14 protein-coding genes are annotated in these 16,767 nt (G+C 33.5%); 7 read left to right on the top strand and 7 right to left on the bottom strand.

Going from position 1 to position 16,767, the window contains the following annotated elements; translation table 11 throughout:
- Nucleotides 1–40: 40 nt before the first annotated feature.
- The 3 genes from ACNC7R_RS04705 to ACNC7R_RS04695 all read right to left on the bottom strand — a co-directional run bounded on the left by ACNC7R_RS04705 (nucleotide 41) and on the right by ACNC7R_RS04695 (nucleotide 3,681).
- Complete coding sequence (locus ACNC7R_RS04705; protein WP_417939820.1) at nucleotides 41–1,675, bottom strand: ABC-F family ATP-binding cassette domain-containing protein; 1,635 nt, start codon at nucleotides 1,673–1,675, stop codon at nucleotides 41–43.
- 295 nt (nucleotides 1,676–1,970) lie between these two features.
- Nucleotides 1,971–3,146, bottom strand: a complete 1,176-nt coding sequence (locus tag ACNC7R_RS04700; RefSeq protein ID WP_417939819.1) for a GlmU family protein — start codon at nucleotides 3,144–3,146, stop codon at nucleotides 1,971–1,973.
- 280 nt (nucleotides 3,147–3,426) lie between these two features.
- Entirely contained in the window at nucleotides 3,427–3,681 is a 255-nt protein-coding gene (locus ACNC7R_RS04695) for a type B 50S ribosomal protein L31 (RefSeq protein ID WP_011921626.1), read from the bottom strand.
- Between the two features lie 248 nt (nucleotides 3,682–3,929).
- Here ACNC7R_RS04695 and ACNC7R_RS04690 point away from each other — a divergent pair, with 248 nt between their 5' ends.
- The 5 genes from ACNC7R_RS04690 to ACNC7R_RS04670 all read left to right on the top strand — a co-directional run bounded on the left by ACNC7R_RS04690 (nucleotide 3,930) and on the right by ACNC7R_RS04670 (nucleotide 10,119).
- The gene (locus ACNC7R_RS04690; protein WP_417939818.1) at nucleotides 3,930–4,445 is read left to right on the top strand and encodes a DUF4199 domain-containing protein; all 516 of its coding nucleotides are present in this window, start codon (nucleotides 3,930–3,932) and stop codon (nucleotides 4,443–4,445) included.
- Between the two features lie 2 nt (nucleotides 4,446–4,447).
- Complete coding sequence (locus ACNC7R_RS04685) at nucleotides 4,448–5,404, top strand: glycosyltransferase family 2 protein (RefSeq protein ID WP_417939817.1); 957 nt, start codon at nucleotides 4,448–4,450, stop codon at nucleotides 5,402–5,404.
- Between the two features lie 131 nt (nucleotides 5,405–5,535).
- Complete coding sequence (locus ACNC7R_RS04680; protein ID WP_417939816.1) at nucleotides 5,536–7,263, top strand: phospho-sugar mutase; 1,728 nt, start codon at nucleotides 5,536–5,538, stop codon at nucleotides 7,261–7,263.
- Between the two features lie 193 nt (nucleotides 7,264–7,456).
- Entirely contained in the window at nucleotides 7,457–9,286 is a 1,830-nt protein-coding gene (locus ACNC7R_RS04675; RefSeq protein ID WP_417939815.1) for an ABC transporter ATP-binding protein, read from the top strand.
- A gap of 131 nt (nucleotides 9,287–9,417) precedes the next feature.
- Entirely contained in the window at nucleotides 9,418–10,119 is a 702-nt protein-coding gene (locus ACNC7R_RS04670; RefSeq protein WP_417939814.1) for a hypothetical protein, read from the top strand.
- 156 nt (nucleotides 10,120–10,275) lie between these two features.
- Here ACNC7R_RS04670 and ACNC7R_RS04665 read toward each other — a convergent pair whose 3' ends face one another.
- From ACNC7R_RS04665 to ACNC7R_RS04650, 4 genes are read right to left on the bottom strand one after another with little or no spacing between them, the layout of a single operon-like run.
- Nucleotides 10,276–10,995, bottom strand: a complete 720-nt coding sequence (locus tag ACNC7R_RS04665; protein WP_417939813.1) for a hypothetical protein — start codon at nucleotides 10,993–10,995, stop codon at nucleotides 10,276–10,278.
- A gap of 30 nt (nucleotides 10,996–11,025) precedes the next feature.
- Nucleotides 11,026–11,670 (bottom strand): hypothetical protein, encoded by a 645-nt coding sequence (locus ACNC7R_RS04660; protein WP_417939812.1) that lies wholly within the window; start codon nucleotides 11,668–11,670, stop codon nucleotides 11,026–11,028.
- Nucleotides 11,667–14,132 (bottom strand): TonB-dependent receptor, encoded by a 2,466-nt coding sequence (locus ACNC7R_RS04655; protein ID WP_417939811.1) that lies wholly within the window; start codon nucleotides 14,130–14,132, stop codon nucleotides 11,667–11,669. The genes ACNC7R_RS04660 and ACNC7R_RS04655 overlap by 4 nt, the downstream gene beginning before the upstream one ends.
- A gap of 11 nt (nucleotides 14,133–14,143) precedes the next feature.
- Complete coding sequence (locus ACNC7R_RS04650) at nucleotides 14,144–15,838, bottom strand: M23 family metallopeptidase (RefSeq protein WP_417939810.1); 1,695 nt, start codon at nucleotides 15,836–15,838, stop codon at nucleotides 14,144–14,146.
- A 179-nt stretch (nucleotides 15,839–16,017) separates the two neighbouring features.
- Between ACNC7R_RS04650 and ACNC7R_RS04645 the strand changes: the two genes are divergently transcribed.
- Nucleotides 16,018–16,308 carry a hypothetical protein gene (locus tag ACNC7R_RS04645; RefSeq protein ID WP_417939809.1) on the top strand — a complete coding sequence of 97 codons (291 nt, stop codon included), beginning with the start codon at nucleotides 16,018–16,020 and terminating at the stop codon, nucleotides 16,306–16,308.
- A gap of 5 nt (nucleotides 16,309–16,313) precedes the next feature.
- Nucleotides 16,314–16,607 (top strand): cell division protein ZapA, encoded by a 294-nt coding sequence (locus tag ACNC7R_RS04640; protein WP_269237326.1) that lies wholly within the window; start codon nucleotides 16,314–16,316, stop codon nucleotides 16,605–16,607.
- Nucleotides 16,608–16,767: the final 160 nt, after the last annotated feature.

The raw sequence follows: 16,767 nt of genomic DNA, 5'->3' as shown, positions 1-16,767 counted from the left end.
AACTATTGGGGCATTTTTATTTAAAAAAAAGAACCAGTTATTACTTTTCAATTTCTCTCATTGAATCCATTTTCTTATGTGCTAAGAAACCGGCAACATCTTCAAAATGTTCTTTCACACGTTTGTTTCCGAATTCGAAAACTTTAGTTGCCAATCCGTCAAGAAAATCACGATCATGAGAAACTAATATTAAAGTTCCGTCAAAATCACGAAGAGCATCTTTGATAATATCCTTGGTTTTCATATCAAGGTGATTGGAGGGCTCATCCAGAATTAACAAGTTAACAGGTTCCAATAACAATTTAATCATTGCCAGACGTGTTTTTTCACCTCCCGAAAGCACTTTTACCTTTTTGGTAATATCATCTCCCTGAAACATGAATGCCCCTAAGATGTTTTTAATTTGAGTACGAATATCACCAACTGCGATAGCATCAATAGTTTCAAAAATAGTAGCATTTTCATCCAATAAAGAAGCCTGGTTCTGAGCAAAATACCCAATTTGCGCATTATGACCGATTTCAACACTTCCGGAATCAACACCAATTTCTTTCATGATAGCTTTGATCATAGTTGACTTACCTTCACCATTTTTTCCAACAAAAGCGACTTTCTGACCTCGCTCGATTACGATATTGGCATCTTTAAACACAACATGATCACCATACGATTTAGACATTTCCTTTACAATAACCGGATATTGCCCTGAACGTGGCGCCGGCGGGAATTTTAGTCTTAATGCAGAAGTATCCACTTCATCCACTTGAACGATTTCTAATTTTTCCAGCATTTTCACACGGGACTGAACTGCATCTGTTTTAGAAAAAGTTCCTTTAAAACGTTCAATAAAAGCACGATTTTCTGCTATCATTTTTTGCTGCTCATCGTAAGCTTTCTGTTGATGAATCCTACGATCTTTTCTTAATTCTAAGTAATGAGAATACTTCGCTTTATAATCATAAATTCTTCCCATTGTAACCTCAATAGTTCTGTTTGTAATATTATCTACAAACGCTCTGTCGTGCGAAATTACCACAACAGCTTTTGCCTGAGTCAACAGGAAATCCTCTAACCATTGAATACTCTCAATATCCATGTGATTGGTAGGCTCATCCAGCAAAATTAAATCTGGCTTTCTTAAAAGAATTTTAGCCAATTCGATACGCATTCTCCATCCTCCAGAAAATTCAGAGGTCTGACGTACAAAGTCTTCACGTTCGAATCCAAGCCCTGTTAATACTTTTTCAACTTCAGCTTCGTAGTTTACTTCTTCTATAGCATAAAATTTCTCGCTTAGATCAGAAACTCTTTCGATCAATTTCATGTATTCGTCACTTTCATAATCAGTACGAACAGTCAACTGTTCATTAATATCATCAATTTCAGCTTTCATTTTAAAAACTTCACTAAAAGCTTTTGATGCTTCTTCCATAACGGTAGCACCATCTTCAGCAAGCAAATGCTGAGGCAAATAAGCAATTACAGCTTCTTTTGGCGCAGAAATATTTCCTGTAGAAGGCTTATTTACTCCTGCAATTATCTTTAAAAGTGTCGATTTCCCCGCACCATTTTTACCCATAAGGGCAATTTTATCATTTTCATTAATAGCAAAAGAAACATCGCTAAAAAGTGTAGTTCCGCCAAACTGAACTGAAACATCATTAACTGTAATCATTGAGATTTATAGATTTTAGACCGCTAAGACTTTTAATTTTCTAAGCAAGTATTTTTTTGAAGCTGCAAAGATAGATTTAATTAGAGAATGTGGCAATTAGATAATTAGATAATTTTGGAAATGTGTTAATTAGGAATTAGAAAATATATCAATTAGATAATAAGATAATTACTTTCTGCTTAAAACACAAAACCGATATTTCATAAAGTAAATATCGGTTTTAAAATCATCTAATTAATAAATTATCTAATTATCTAATTATCTAATTATCTAATTATCTAATTATCTAATTAATTTAATCTTTTCGCCATTTTTTAGTTTGCTCAAAAACATGTTCCAGAATAGCAGCTTCAGTTTCATCAAATTCAATATTTCGGCGCTCCATTACGAGTTTTGCCGTTTCAAAAGCTTTTTTAGTAACATAAGTGGTAAAGCCGGCAGCACCGCCCCATGAAAAACTAGGTACAAAATTGCGTGGAAAACCAGATCCAAAAATATTGGCACTCACTCCAACTACTGTACCGGTATTAAACATCGTATTGATACCGCATTTACTATGATCCCCCATCATCAAACCACAAAACTGAAGTCCGGTTTTAGCAAAGCCTTCTGTTTCGTAACTCCATAATTTTACTTCTTCATAGTTATTTTTCAGGTTCGAATTATTACTGTCTGCACCAATATTACACCATTCGCCTAAAACAGAATCGCCCAAAAAACCATCATGCCCTTTATTGGAATTCGCAAAAAGAACAGCGTTTTTAACTTCCCCTCCTATTCTGGATCCTGGCCCAACCGTTGTAGCTCCATACACTTTTGCATTTAGTTTAACCTGTGCATTTTCGCATAAAGCAAAAGGACCACGAATTACGGTTCCTTCCATAATTTCAGCATTCTTACCTATATATATTGGCCCGGTTGAGGCATTCAAAGTTACAAACTCGAGTTTTGCCCCTTCTTCAATAAAAATATTTTCTGGCGAAATAACATTGACACTTTTCGGAATGGGTTGTGATTTTCGATCTTCTGTCAGATATTCAAAGTCGGCACGAATGGCAGCATCATTTTTAGAGAAAATATCCCATGTATGTTCAACTGTTAAACATTCCTGATTGTAATGAATAATTTCATACGAATCAAAATCAACCTCATCCTGATTTTCAGTAGTAAAAAAAGCGATTACATCATCCCCTCTAAATATTGCCTGATTTTCCTTTAAATCAGAAATCATTTCGACAAGTGTATCATTTGGCAAATACGCCGCATTTACCATAATATTTTCCTCCATCTCCACCATTGGAAATTTCGCAGACAGATATTCTTCCGTAATTGTAGTAATAGTTGAGCCCAAACGCGCTTCCCATTTTTGACGAATCGTCATGATTCCGATTAGAATATCAGCCACAGGTCTTGTAAAAGTAAAAGGTAATAAAGCATTCCGAACGGGACCGTCAAAAAGAATGTAGTTCATAAACAATAAATTTGGTACTTGTTAAAATCTTGATTTGGTTATCAGGATCAAAGTTACAAATATTTTATTTGTGGCATTTGTACTGTAATACATATAAAATATATTTTTTACCACAAAAATTCGCAAAGGCAAAAACGCAAAGGCTCGCAAAGTAATATTATTCCGAACTTAGTAAATACAAAGTTCACAAAGCTTTATAAAAACTTTGCGAACCTTCTTAAATCTCAGCATAAAAAAAGCCTTCCGGATTGGAAGGCTTTTGTATAATTTAAAACAGCTATTATTTTTTAGCGTGTTTTGCATATTTAGTTTTGAACTTGTCAATACGTCCTGCAGTATCGATAAGTTTAGATTTACCAGTATAAAAAGGGTGAGATGTTCTTGAAATCTCCATTTTTACAACTGGATACTCAACTCCGTCAACTTCAATTGTCTCTTTTGTATCTGCAGTAGATTTAGTGATAAAAACGTCATCGTTTGACATGTCTTTAAATGCTACTAATCTGTAATTTTCCGGGTGGATTCCTTTTTTCATCTTTCTTTTTATTTATTGTTTTGGAGCATTTTTATTTTGAAGCTTTTTCATGGTTAGAAAAAGGTATAAACAATGAATACTCTTTTTGTTAAAAAATTTAATTATTTTTGAGTGTGCAAATTTACAATTCTTTTTTAATAAACAAATACTTAGCCTGCTTTTTTTTAGTTAAATTCAAAAAGCTTTTTTTATATTCGATTATAGAGGGAATTGCTATATTTGTGGATTAATTTTAAACATATAAAAATATGATTAATGAAATTATAAAGAAGAATGGGATTACATTTGGTTTAATCATAGGAATTATTGCTTGTCTATCACAAACCTTTGTATATGTTGGGGGATCGACTGTTTACAAAAGTTCTTTATTTGGCATCATTATTTGGTTATCATATTGGGGCATAAGGATATTTCAGTCCATTATAACTAAAAAACAATTAGGAAATATAATTACTTTAAAAGATTCTTTTACCACTTTATTGATATCCACAAGCATTGGAATATTTATATCAATTACATTCAATTATATCTTATACAACCATATAGCCCCTGAATTTAAACCCGAGATAAATAATTTTATGAATTCAAAACAATTAGAGCTTTTTAAAGCTATGGGGAAAACGTCATCTGAGCTAAATGAATTATTAAAAAACGATAATTTTTCTATTGGGAATCTTATTAAGGGAGGGCTTTTTTCAATTGTAGTCAGCTCAATATTCAACTTAATCGTATCAGCAATTATCAAATCTAAACCATTACAATAATAGTGAATTTATCTATACTTATACCGCTTCTCAACGAAGAGGAATCACTAAAAGAACTCTACTCATGGATTATTAAAGTGATGCAGTCCAACAATTACTCTTATGAAATCATTTTTGTGGATGACGGTAGTACAGATAATTCGTGGAATCTTATCGAAAGTTTCTCAAACGAAAACCCGAATGTAAAAGGCATTCGTTTCATGAAAAACTTCGGAAAATCGCAGGCATTACATGCCGGTTTTGCAAAGGCTCAGGGCGACGTAATCATTACAATGGATGCCGATTTGCAGGACAGCCCTGATGAAATTCCTGGATTGTATGAAATGATTACGAATCAAAAGTACGATTTGGTTTCAGGCTGGAAGAAAAAAAGATACGACTCGGTTGTGGCAAAAAACCTGCCTTCGAAATTATTTAACTGGGCCGCCAGAAAAACCTCAGGTGTTGAACTAAACGATTTTAATTGTGGTTTGAAAGCCTACAAAAATGTTGTTGTAAAAAATATCGAAGTTTCAGGCGAAATGCATCGATATATTCCCGTTTTGGCTAAAAATGCCGGATTTGGAAAAATCGGTGAAAAAGTAGTAATACACCAGGCAAGAAAATACGGCGAAACCAAATTTGGAATGGAACGTTTTATAAACGGATTCCTTGATTTGATTACCATTTGGTTTTTGTCCCGATTCGGAAAAAGACCAATGCACTTATTTGGTGCTATTGGGTCTTTAATGTTTATCATCGGATTTTTAGCTGCAGGATACATTGGTATTTCTAAATTATACCATATGTATAACGGAATGAAATATAGTCTGGTTACAAACAACCCCTGGTTTTACATTGCCCTGACTACAATGATTTTGGGAACTCAGCTTTTTTTGGCGGGATTTTTAGGCGAAATTATTCTCCGCACTAAAAGCAATGAAGCCCGATACAAAGTTGGCCGAGAGGTTAATTTTTAACGCAATGCCCTAGCCCTGATGGAAACGGCATCCTTTTGTGGTGGGGTTCACCACAAAAGATATAGTGAACAGCAGGATTAGCTCCTGAAAAATTCCTATCTTTAATTAAACAATTAAAAAATTTTAGTTACATGAATATAGCACCTAATATTTTAGACACTGTAAACGAATGGCTTACGCCAACATTTGACAAAGAAACACAAGATGCTGTTAAGGAATTAATGACCACATCTCCAAAAGAACTTGAGGAAAGTTTTTATAAAAACCTGGAGTTTGGAACCGGGGGAATGCGCGGTGTTATGGGAATTGGAAACAATCGCATTAACAAATACACGCTTGGAAAAAATACGCAGGGACTTTCTGATTACCTGCATGAAGTTTTTCCAAATCAGCCTATAAAGGTTGTTATTGCTTACGATTGCCGTCATAATAGCAATACTTTAGCAAAAGTAGTTGCAGACGTCTTTTCTGCAAACGGAATTCAGGTTTATTTGTTTTCTGATTTGCGTCCAACACCTGAACTATCTTTTGCACTTAAATATTTAGGCTGCCAATGCGGAATTGTATTGACTGCTTCGCACAATCCACCGGAATATAATGGCTATAAAGTGTACTGGCAAGACGGAGGTCAGATTGTTCCTCCTGAGGATGCTGCTATCATTAAAGCAATTGAAAGCCTAACGTACGATAAGATCAAATTTAATGCTGATGAAAGCTTGATTCACTATATTGATACCGAAATTGACAAAGCTTTTGTTAAATCATCTATCGAAAACGCCAGTTTTAATACTCCGGCTGAAGCCAAAGATAATCTGCATATTGTTTTTACTTCGTTGCACGGAACTTCTATAAAATCTATTCCCGATACTTTATCAGAAGCAGGTTATAAAAATGTTCATATTGTTCCTGAGCAGGCTATTCCTGACGGAAATTTCCCTACTGTTAAATCTCCAAATCCTGAAGAACCGGAAGCACTGACTATGGCTTTGGCTTTGGCAGACAAAACAAATTCTGATATTGTCGTAGGAACGGATCCTGACTGTGACCGCCTAGGGGTTGCTGTTCGTAATAACGATGGCAAAATGATTTTGCTAAACGGGAATCAAACCATGGTTTTGATGACTTCTTTCCTTTTGAAACAATGGAAAAAAGCAGGCAAAATCAACGGAAAACAATTTGTTGGTTCAACCATTGTCTCAACTCCAATGATTATGGAACTAGCAACAAGTTATGGCGTTGAATGTAAAGTAGGTTTAACAGGCTTTAAGTGGATTGCCAAAATGATTAAGGATTTCCCTGAACTGGAATTTATTGGTGGCGGCGAGGAAAGTTTTGGTTTTATGGTTGGTGATGCTGTTCGTGATAAAGATGCCGTTGCTGCAACCTTATTAATCTGCGAAGTTGCGGCTCAGGCAAAAGCTGCCGGAAGCTCTGTTTACAAAGAACTTTTACAGCTTTATGTAGAAAATGGTTTCTACAAAGAATATTTGGTTTCTTTAACTAAAAAAGGGATCGAAGGCCTTGAAGAAATTAATCAGATGATGATTAATTTAAGAGAAAACCCATTAAAAGAAATTAACGGTCAAAGAGTAATTATGGTTGAGGATTACCAGTCATCTGTTGCTTTGAATTTACTGACAGGTGAGGAATCTGTAATGGATATGCCAAAATCAAATGTTTTGATTTATTACACAGAAGACGGCTCAAAAATTTGTGCAAGACCAAGCGGAACAGAGCCAAAAATCAAATTCTATATCAGCGTGAATGCTGAAATAGAATCTGTTGAGGACTTTGATGAAGCTGAAAAATTCTTAGACAAGAAAATACAAAACATTATTGCAGATATGCAATTGAGTTAATATAACGAACTAAAAATAAGATTTTCATAAGCTCTGATTTGCGTTTTACCAATGCAAATCAGGGCTTTTTTTATAAAAAAAAGCAAAAAGAAATTGAAAATATCTTAATTCGATTAATTTTGTGCGGTAAAAAATCCCTGCCAAAACACTTCAATGTTATGGCTGTATAAAGAAATCAATATCAAAAGAATAAATGAGTAATTTCAAAAAAATACTACCTTTTATATACCCTTATAAAAAATATGCCTATCTAAACATTTTTTTTAATGTTTTGTATGCGCTTTTTAGTACCCTTTCGTTCATGGCATTAATACCTATGATTCAGGTTTTATTTGACAAAACAAAAAGAAACACCATCATGCCTACTTACGAGGGGATTTCACATATAAAAGAATATGGGGAAAACTACTTAAGCTATTATATTACAATGAATACTGACCAAAACAACCCCGGTTTTGTACTTTCTGTTATGGTAGCCATCATTATTTGTATTTTTTTGTTAAAAAACCTGGCTGATTATCTGGCTATGTTTTTTGTTACTTATTTACGAAACGGCGTGTTGAAGGATATGCGAAATGCGATGTATAAAAAAACACTGGAATTGCCATTAGCTTTTTTTTCTGAAAAACGAAAAGGAGATGTTATTTCAAGAATTTCTGCAGATGTAAATGAGGTTCAGACTTCTTTTTTAGCCATATTAGAGCTTATTGTAAAAGAACCTTTAACCATCATTTTCACTATCATTGCTATGCTAATCATAAGTACAAAACTAACTTTGTTTGTTTTTGTCTTCATTCCGGTTTCAGGTTATATAATTTCATTAATTGGAAAACAGCTTAAAAAGAAATCCAGTAAAGCGCAACAGGAACAAGGCACTTTTTTGTCAACCATTGAAGAAACTATTGGAGGATTAAAAGTAGTTAAAGGATATAATGCTGAAAATTATTTCAACACTATGTTTCAAAATTCAACAGAACGATTTTTTAAATTATCAAACAGCATTGGACATCGTCAGAATTTAGCTTCTCCAGCGAGTGAATTTATGGGGATCATGGTCATTACTATTTTATTATGGTACGGAGGACAAATGGTTTTGATTGAAAAAAACCTCGATGGAGCCTCATTTATTGCTTACATGGGACTTGCTTATAACATTCTTACTCCTGCAAAATCAATTTCAAAAGCCTCATATGCTGTAAAAAGAGGAAATGCTGCTGCTGACAGGGTATTGGAAATTTTAGAACAGGAAAACACAATTGCTTCCAAACCTAAAGCACTGGAAAAAACAAGTTTTGAGAACTATATCAGTGTCCAAAATATCAATTTCAAATATGAAAATGAAACAGTCCTAAAAGACTTTTCACTTGAAATCAAAAAAGGCCAGACTATTGCCCTTGTTGGGCAATCAGGAAGCGGTAAGAGCACAATTGCAAACCTGCTGACCCGCTTTTATGACGTCAACGACGGTTCTATTTCTATTGACGGCGTGAATATAAAAGAAATAAATATTCAGTCTCTCAGAAGTTTGATGGGTCTGGTTACGCAGGACAGCATTTTATTTAATGATACTATCAAAGCTAATATTGCTTTAGGAAAATTAGATGCTACAGATGACGAAATCATTGAAGCTTTAAAAATAGCCAACGCTTTTGAATTCGTAAAAGAATTACCATTAGGAATTTACACCAATATTGGCGACAGCGGAAATAAATTATCCGGCGGGCAAAAGCAACGTTTGTCTATTGCTCGTGCAGTACTTAAGAACCCACCTATTATGATTTTGGATGAAGCAACATCAGCACTAGATACCGAAAGCGAAAAATTTGTTCAGGTGGCACTTGAAAATATGATGCAGAACAGAACTTCAATTGTTATTGCTCACCGCCTTTCTACGATTCAAAAAGCTGATATAATTGTTGTAATGCAAAAAGGAAGAATTGTAGAACAGGGAACCCATGAAGCGTTAATTGCCCATAACGGCACTTACAACAAACTGGTAACAATGCAGTCTTTTGAATCTTAAGACACAACTCACAACAACCATATAAATAACACAGATTAAGGAAACATTAAAACTGATTTTAACTTCCTTAATCTGTTTTTATTTTTATAACTTTAGGTTCGTTAAAGAATAAATCATTTAATCTCAATGAAATGTATCTTAACAATCCTAACATAAAACTGCCTGACGATCCTGATACGGTTGTCTGGAAATATCTTGATTTATCTAAATTTCTTGATTTACTTCTTTCAAAAAAACTATTCATGTCACGATCTGACAAATTTGAGGATCAGTATGAAGGGACTTTTAGTGAGCCAACATATGAAGAAATCAAAAAACTCGCCATTGACAATCCTGAATTTTTAAATTATTACAAAACGCATCGGGAAAAGGTAGCTGTCAGCAGCTGGCATATCAACGAATATGAATCATTCGCAATGTGGCAGATTTTCACACAAAACAGCGAAGGATTAGCCATACAGTCCACAATTGGAAGATTGCAAAAAGCAGTGAATCAGGAGCAAAATTTTGATCAGTACATTGGCGAGGTAAATTATATCGACTACAAAAAAGAATATATTCCGTTTGACGATTCTTTTTTTCCTTTTTTGTTTAAAAGAAAAAGTTTTCAGTATGAAAGGGAAGTCCGCATTATTACAGACACTTCACAAAGCAATTTAAAACTGAATGAAGGATTAAAAATAAACGTTGACGTTAATGAATTAATAGAAAAAATATACATTCATCCAAAATCAGAAAACTGGTATAAAAAACTGGTTATAGAATTAGTAGATCGTTTAGGATTTGGATTAGAAATAGAAAAATCAGATCTGGAGAGTGATATTTTGATTTGACTTTTTTTTAGTTACTAAGACACTAAGATTCTAAGGTTCTGAGTTTTTGATCTCCTGATTATACAGGATATTTAAACATAACTTCAAAACAAAAAAAGCCCGTTAAAATAAATTATTTTTTAACGGGTCTTTCTTTGGTTCTAAAATATTAGCTTCTTAAATAGGTTTATAATTTTTCACTTCCCAGTTTTTAGAAGCCAAATCAATATAATTATAATGTAAAACATCGTTTTTATCAAACTGTCCATTTTGATTGGTATCTTCAATTGTTCTGAAATACAGACGATTTTTTGATTCAATTATACTCCAGTCTACAAGTTCCTCTAAATCTGTAGAAACTTTGGTAAAGTTTTCTCCGCTAATGTCACTCAGATAAAGCGTTTTGATATCACCTGTATCTATCTTTCCATCTTTATTGGTATCTGAATCTGTAAGGGTATATACCATAATTTTATTTTGTGTTTTATCAGCAATTGCTTTTAAATATGTCGCTGTTAAAATTAAAACAGGCTTATCAGATAACGGTCGAATAGAATCTGAATCTGTTTTTTGAAATTTCAAATTTTGCAAATAACCTGTAATTTCATACTCTCCTAAATTAGAAATAGTAAAACTCACATCATTTACAGTTGATGATCCGTAACGTGCTTTTGATCCTTTTTCGAATACACGCAAATCTCCAACCGGATGAATTAAATAATCTGTTCCTTCCATCTGAATTGGCAAATCTGCTACTTCAATTTGTGTAGAATCTGTTTTACTGACACTTACTTTGTTTGAAACATCGTAACTCACTTTTGGCTTTTGAACTTCCTCACGGCAACTGATAAATGTTGCTGCAATTGCTAAGGCTGTATATTTAAGGTACTTTTTCATCTGCAAAATTATATTCGATTATCAAATATACTATTTTTGATTGTAATTTTGGTTTTTATTGAATTTTACTAAGGTAAAGATGTTTAAAAGTATAATTCCGAAATAGCTCAGCAAGATTATCCAGTATTTTTTATAAAGCGATATAGTATATTGAAATTGCCTTTTTCTCTCCATTTCCAAAAAATATGATTTATTAGCCTCGTAATATCCGCAACTAAAATATTTTATTGGTTTCAAATTACTGGGTTTTGGCTTTGGCTTTGGACTTGCCAAAACATAAATATCATCTTTATAATATGCCCATAGAACCGCTTCTTCTTCAACTATAATATTAATAACGCTAATAAATGCATTATAATCTGAAGTTGAATCAAAATGTATTTTAGCTCCATTAATTGTATCATATTTCTTTAAAACATCCCTAACAAAAAATCTTAACTCCTTTAATTCTTTAAAATTATCTTTTTTAAATTTAAAAGTTTTATATTTTCTTAAACTTTCAATCTTATAGTTTTCAAATTCTTTTTTAGTGGAAACCGAAATAGCCAAACAGCTATCAACTTTAAAAGAGTCTGTTTTAAAAAAATAAATGACACTTATTAACGGAATCAAAACCAAAGAAATCATTCCCGGAACGTAAAAAATCTTTTTTCTTTTTTCACGTTTTTCGATCATAACCTCGCATTCAGTTTTATATTAAATACCCTAGAAGTCATATAATTTGGAATTGCGTATTGATTTTTAGAATAAGCATCACGCACCCAGGTATTGGTTATGGCATTTTGATTATTGAAAAGGTTGAATATTTCTACTCCTAATGCTAACTCTTTAAAATTCTTTAACCAACGGGTTTTGGATATGTTATTATGATCAATAAAAACTTTTGAAAAACCAACATCTGCCCTTCTGTAATCGTTCAGTCTGTTCTGATATACATAAGGATCTGAATATGATGGTGAACCGCCCGGTAAACCGGTATTATAAACTAAATTAAGATACAATTTAATACTTGGGATATTGGGCATATAATCCTGAAAAAGCATCGCAAATTTTAACCTTTGATCAGTGGGTCTGGCTATAAAACCTTTATCTTCATAATTTTCTTCCGTTTTAAGATAACCAAAACTTACCCAGGATTCAGTTCCCGGAACAAACTCCCCGTTTAGCCTGAAATCAAGCCCCTGAGCATAGGCTTTGGCATTGTTATCTGCTACGTAGCGAATTCGTACATTGTCAATTGAATAAGTATTTACATCTGATAATGATTTATAATAGACCTCAGTAACCCATTTAAAAGGACGATTCCACATTTTGAAATTATAATCGTTACTCAAAACGACATGAACTGACTGCTGGGCTTTTACATTTGGATTAACTTCTCCATTAAAATCACGAAGTTCACGATAAAATGGCGGCTGATGATACAACCCTCCGGAAAGCCTGAAAATCATATCCTTGTTCCAGTCCGGTTTTAAGGCAAATTGCACACGTGGACTAAAAACAGTCTGATTTTCACCTTCTACAGCTGCTCCTGAAACCTGCCAGCTTTGAAAACGGGCACCAACAGTATACCAGAATTGACTGGATCCCAAATCAGTCTTGTTACTCCATTGTGCATAACCTGAAAATCTGTTTATATCATTAAAATTGACAGCACGAATATTTTGGTAAGGTAAAAGCGGTCCGGTATAAGGTTCGTAAGGTTGGTTGTTTTTTGGGAAATTTAAATTAGGCCGGTTTATCGAAAATCCTGCCGAATCAATCACTTCCCACTCCACTACTCTGTCACGTATTGATTCTCTTGTAAATTTCAATCCAAATTCTAACTGGTTATTATTCTTCCATTCCTTGAAACCTTTTATTTCAATATTCGCTATCAGAGCATCGAGATCGTTACGGGCGTGATTGAGCTGGGTACCTATTCCTCTTGTAAAATCGACATCATCAGAATTGATAGTTCCGTTTTCATCTATATTTCCCAATCGGTATTGTGCCAAAATATCAAAATGCTCCTGTTCAATAGTATGAAATAGAGATCCGATTAATTTAAAAGTAAGGGTTGGAGAAGCCTTATAAGTTGTTTTTACAGCTCCAAAATAAGTATCGTACTGATCCTTTTCCTGCCCCTGATAAAAAACGGCCAGTACCAATGGCTGATCAATAGTACCAAATTTTGTTTCACGTGTTAAGGGCTGATATAAATACTTATTTTGCGAAATATTTCCCAAAAAACTTAGCTGCCATTTTTGAGAGACATCATAATTAATATTGGTCTGAATATCTGCAAATGTCGGGGTGTAGTTTGTCTGTGTATCCTGACTGTTAACCAGCAGACTATTATTGCGATAACGTACACCAGTAACTGCAGACCATTTTTTATTTTTTGAAACCGCATCAACAGAAATGCTTCCGCCAAGAAAACTCGCTTCGACTGATGCTCCAAACTGAGTTGGTTTTCTATAAGCTATATCTAAAACAGAAGATAATTTATCTCCAAATTTAGCCTGAAAACCTCCCGCTGAAAAATCTACATTTTGTACCAAATCAGTATTTGTAAAACTCAATCCTTCCTGCTGTCCGGAGCGGATTAAAAACGGACGATAGACTTCGATTTCGTTTACATAGACCAGATTTTCATCATAATTACCTCCACGAACAGCATATTGTGTACTCAGTTCATTGTTGGAGTTTACACCGGGTAATGTTTTCAGTATATTTTCGATTCCGGCATTTGCGCCTGGAACTTTTTTTATCGTAGCAGGATCAATGACTGTAATACCCTGAACACGTTTTTTATTTTTTGAAGACACAAAAACTTCTCCCATTTGCTCTTCGGAGTTATTCATAACGGGGTTAAAAACAAATGTTTCGTAAGGTTTTAAGTTTACTGTTAACGTCACCATTTTCAAAGAAATGTGTGTAAAAACCAGAACTACCTTTTTATTTGAAGGCACAAAAATATCAAAATGACCTTTAGCATTCGATTTTACAGCTTTATCTCCTAAGGTAATATTTACATCTGCAACCGGATGGCTCTCAGTGTCTAAAATAATCCCTTTCACACGGGCACTCTGAGCAGATGAATTAAAACCAATCCACAAAAAAAGGAAAACAATTATTAATTTAAAATTATTCAAACGCTTAGATTTTACTTTTGTTGACTTCTAAAAAAGTGAGTTTCAAAGATAGCAGAATTCCCTACATTATCAACTACTTCGATTTTTAAATCGTTACCCCCTTCAGCCACTATATTATCATCAAAACGATGGGTTATTTTTTTTGTTTTATTATCATATTCAAATAAAATCCAATTCCCATTTAAATAGCCATTATAAGATTTAATTCCGGATAAATTATCGCTAATTGTAAACTGAATAGCTTTAACATCACTAATCCATTTATCCTGAATAGGTTTTGCAATTTGTATTACTGGCGCAATTGTATCTAAAACCAAACCATACTGCCCCAATATTTTTGATTTCGCAGTAAAAACATCATTTTTTCTGGTAGTAGCATTATAATTTTTACTGCTACCGTTTATTCTTGCAATAAAAAGTTTGTCCCTTAAAGCTTCAGAATACGTGCTGTCCTTTATAGTAACAGTAAAATTCGAATGTACCGGAACAACATCTTCATGAATATAGATCCGATTGTTTTTTACATCAAAATTCAAATTAAAATCTTCATAAAAAGTTCCGGCAGGAAAAAAAACAGACATATTATCTTTTTCAAAATTTGAGTCTTTATTGTATCGGATACGATATTTTGATGTTATGGGCTCTTCATTTATAATTGGTGCTTCTGAATCATATTCAACTGGAACCGTGACTGAATTTATGTTACCAAAATAGTCCGATACCTCGATTCTGTAAGTCGAAGCCAGATTAGGTTCAACCGGAATAATGCCACGAAGCGAATCTGTTTTTATAATACTGAGTGCAAAAGGCGTTTTCATAAATAACTTTTGCACACGCTGTCCCGTTCTTTTATATCTTGGATAATCAATAAAAGCATTAATAAAACGCATCTCATCGAAAGAATAAGTATTAAACTGATAATTATATTTAGGATCACCATTTAAAAAACCTGTCACATTAAAAACTCCATTTTTGTTTTTTGAGACATCGTCAAAATCGACAGCATTAATTCCGAAACCAATTTTTCCATTAGCTTTTACTTTCCCTGCCAGGTATGTCCCATCTTTTTGAAGCGAAAGATTCAATAACAAAGGCTGTTTAGACTGATTTACTGTTACATTATCCATTGGATAAACAAAAACACTGGAAATAGTTGGTTTTTTATTATCTGTTATAAACTGATCAAATCCAAAAAACATAGGATTTATTACAAATTCTGTTTTTGTATCACGAAACTCAAAATGCAGATGTGGGCCTTCAGAAGAACCTGTATTTCCTGAAAGCGCAATTATTTGACCTTTGGTAACCGGGAGTTCATCCGGTTTCGGAAACATTTCAATTTCAAAGGACTTTTCCTGATAATGTGTTTTGTGAATATATTCCTGTATTGTTCCCACTGCTGTCTGCAAATGCCCATAAACCGTAGTAAAACCATTTGGATGCGTTATATAAATACATTTTCCATTCCCAAAAGTCGAAATTTTTATTCTGGACACATAACCATCAGCTACTGCATACACATTCAACCCTTCTCTTTGATTCGTTTTTAAATCGAATCCCGCATGAAAATGATTGGGTCTTAACTCCCCAAAATTACCCGATAGCTGCATCGGAATATCAAGTGGCGGGCGAAAATAATCCTTTGGATACTGAACCTGTGCAAAAACAAAACTGTAAAAAAATAAAAAAAACGAATAAAATTTCATAAGTAACATTTTTGCTAAGATAAAAATTAAGGAGGGAAAAACCGAAGGATAATACCCAAAAATACAAATCGCTGAATTTCATTAATTTGATTATTTTTAATGCAAAAAAATCGATAAAAAATTGCATTAATAAAAAGGAATATTAACTTTGTAGGATTAAGTAATGAATAGGATTTACAATGAGTGTAATTGCTGAAATAATTGATACTCTTGAATATAAAGTTGAAAAGCTTTTTGCGAAATCAAAAGCTTTAGAAAAAAACAATCAGGATCTACAATTAGAATTAAACAAGGCAGCGCAAATTATCCAGAAACAATCTGAAGAAATGGAAGCTTTGAAGAAGCAATATGAAACACTTAAGATAGCCAATTCGTTGCTCGGCAGCGACAACAACAAGAGAGAGACAAAGCTTAAAATAAATTCATTAATTCGCGAAATTGATTACTGTATTGCACAACTATCAGATTAGTAAATATGGACGGAAAGCTTAAAATTAAAGTATCAGTTGCAGACCGGGTTTATCCGTTAACGGTTGAGCCTGCTCAGGAGGAAGGCCTCAGAAGCGCTTCCAGAAAAATTGACGCTATGATTAAGCAATTCGAAGAAAATTACGCCGTTCGCGACAAACAAGACGTATTGGCTATGTGTGCCCTGCAATTTGCATCACAAGTAGAACAAAAACAAATTGATAATACTAATGATGCGCTAGAAACCATCGAAAGAATTAAAAGATTAAATTTGCTTTTAGATCAATATCTCGAAAATTAAACGTTCTTTACATAAACTAAGATACTGCCTACATTAGTTCACAATTGGTAAACTCAACACTAACAAATTAGAATGAGCAAATCGTCGCTACTATAGTATGCCATGCTTCGGCTTGGAAACTTGAACAGTGAGTTAGCTCAAAACTTGTCTTTACGAGTTT

It is taken from the genome of Flavobacterium adiutor (assembly GCF_048282555.1).
In the GTDB taxonomy this organism is placed as follows: Bacteria; Bacteroidota; Bacteroidia; order Flavobacteriales; family Flavobacteriaceae; genus Flavobacterium.
Note: the sequence above shows the minus strand (reverse complement) of the source record. Positions and strands in the feature narration are given on the sequence as shown.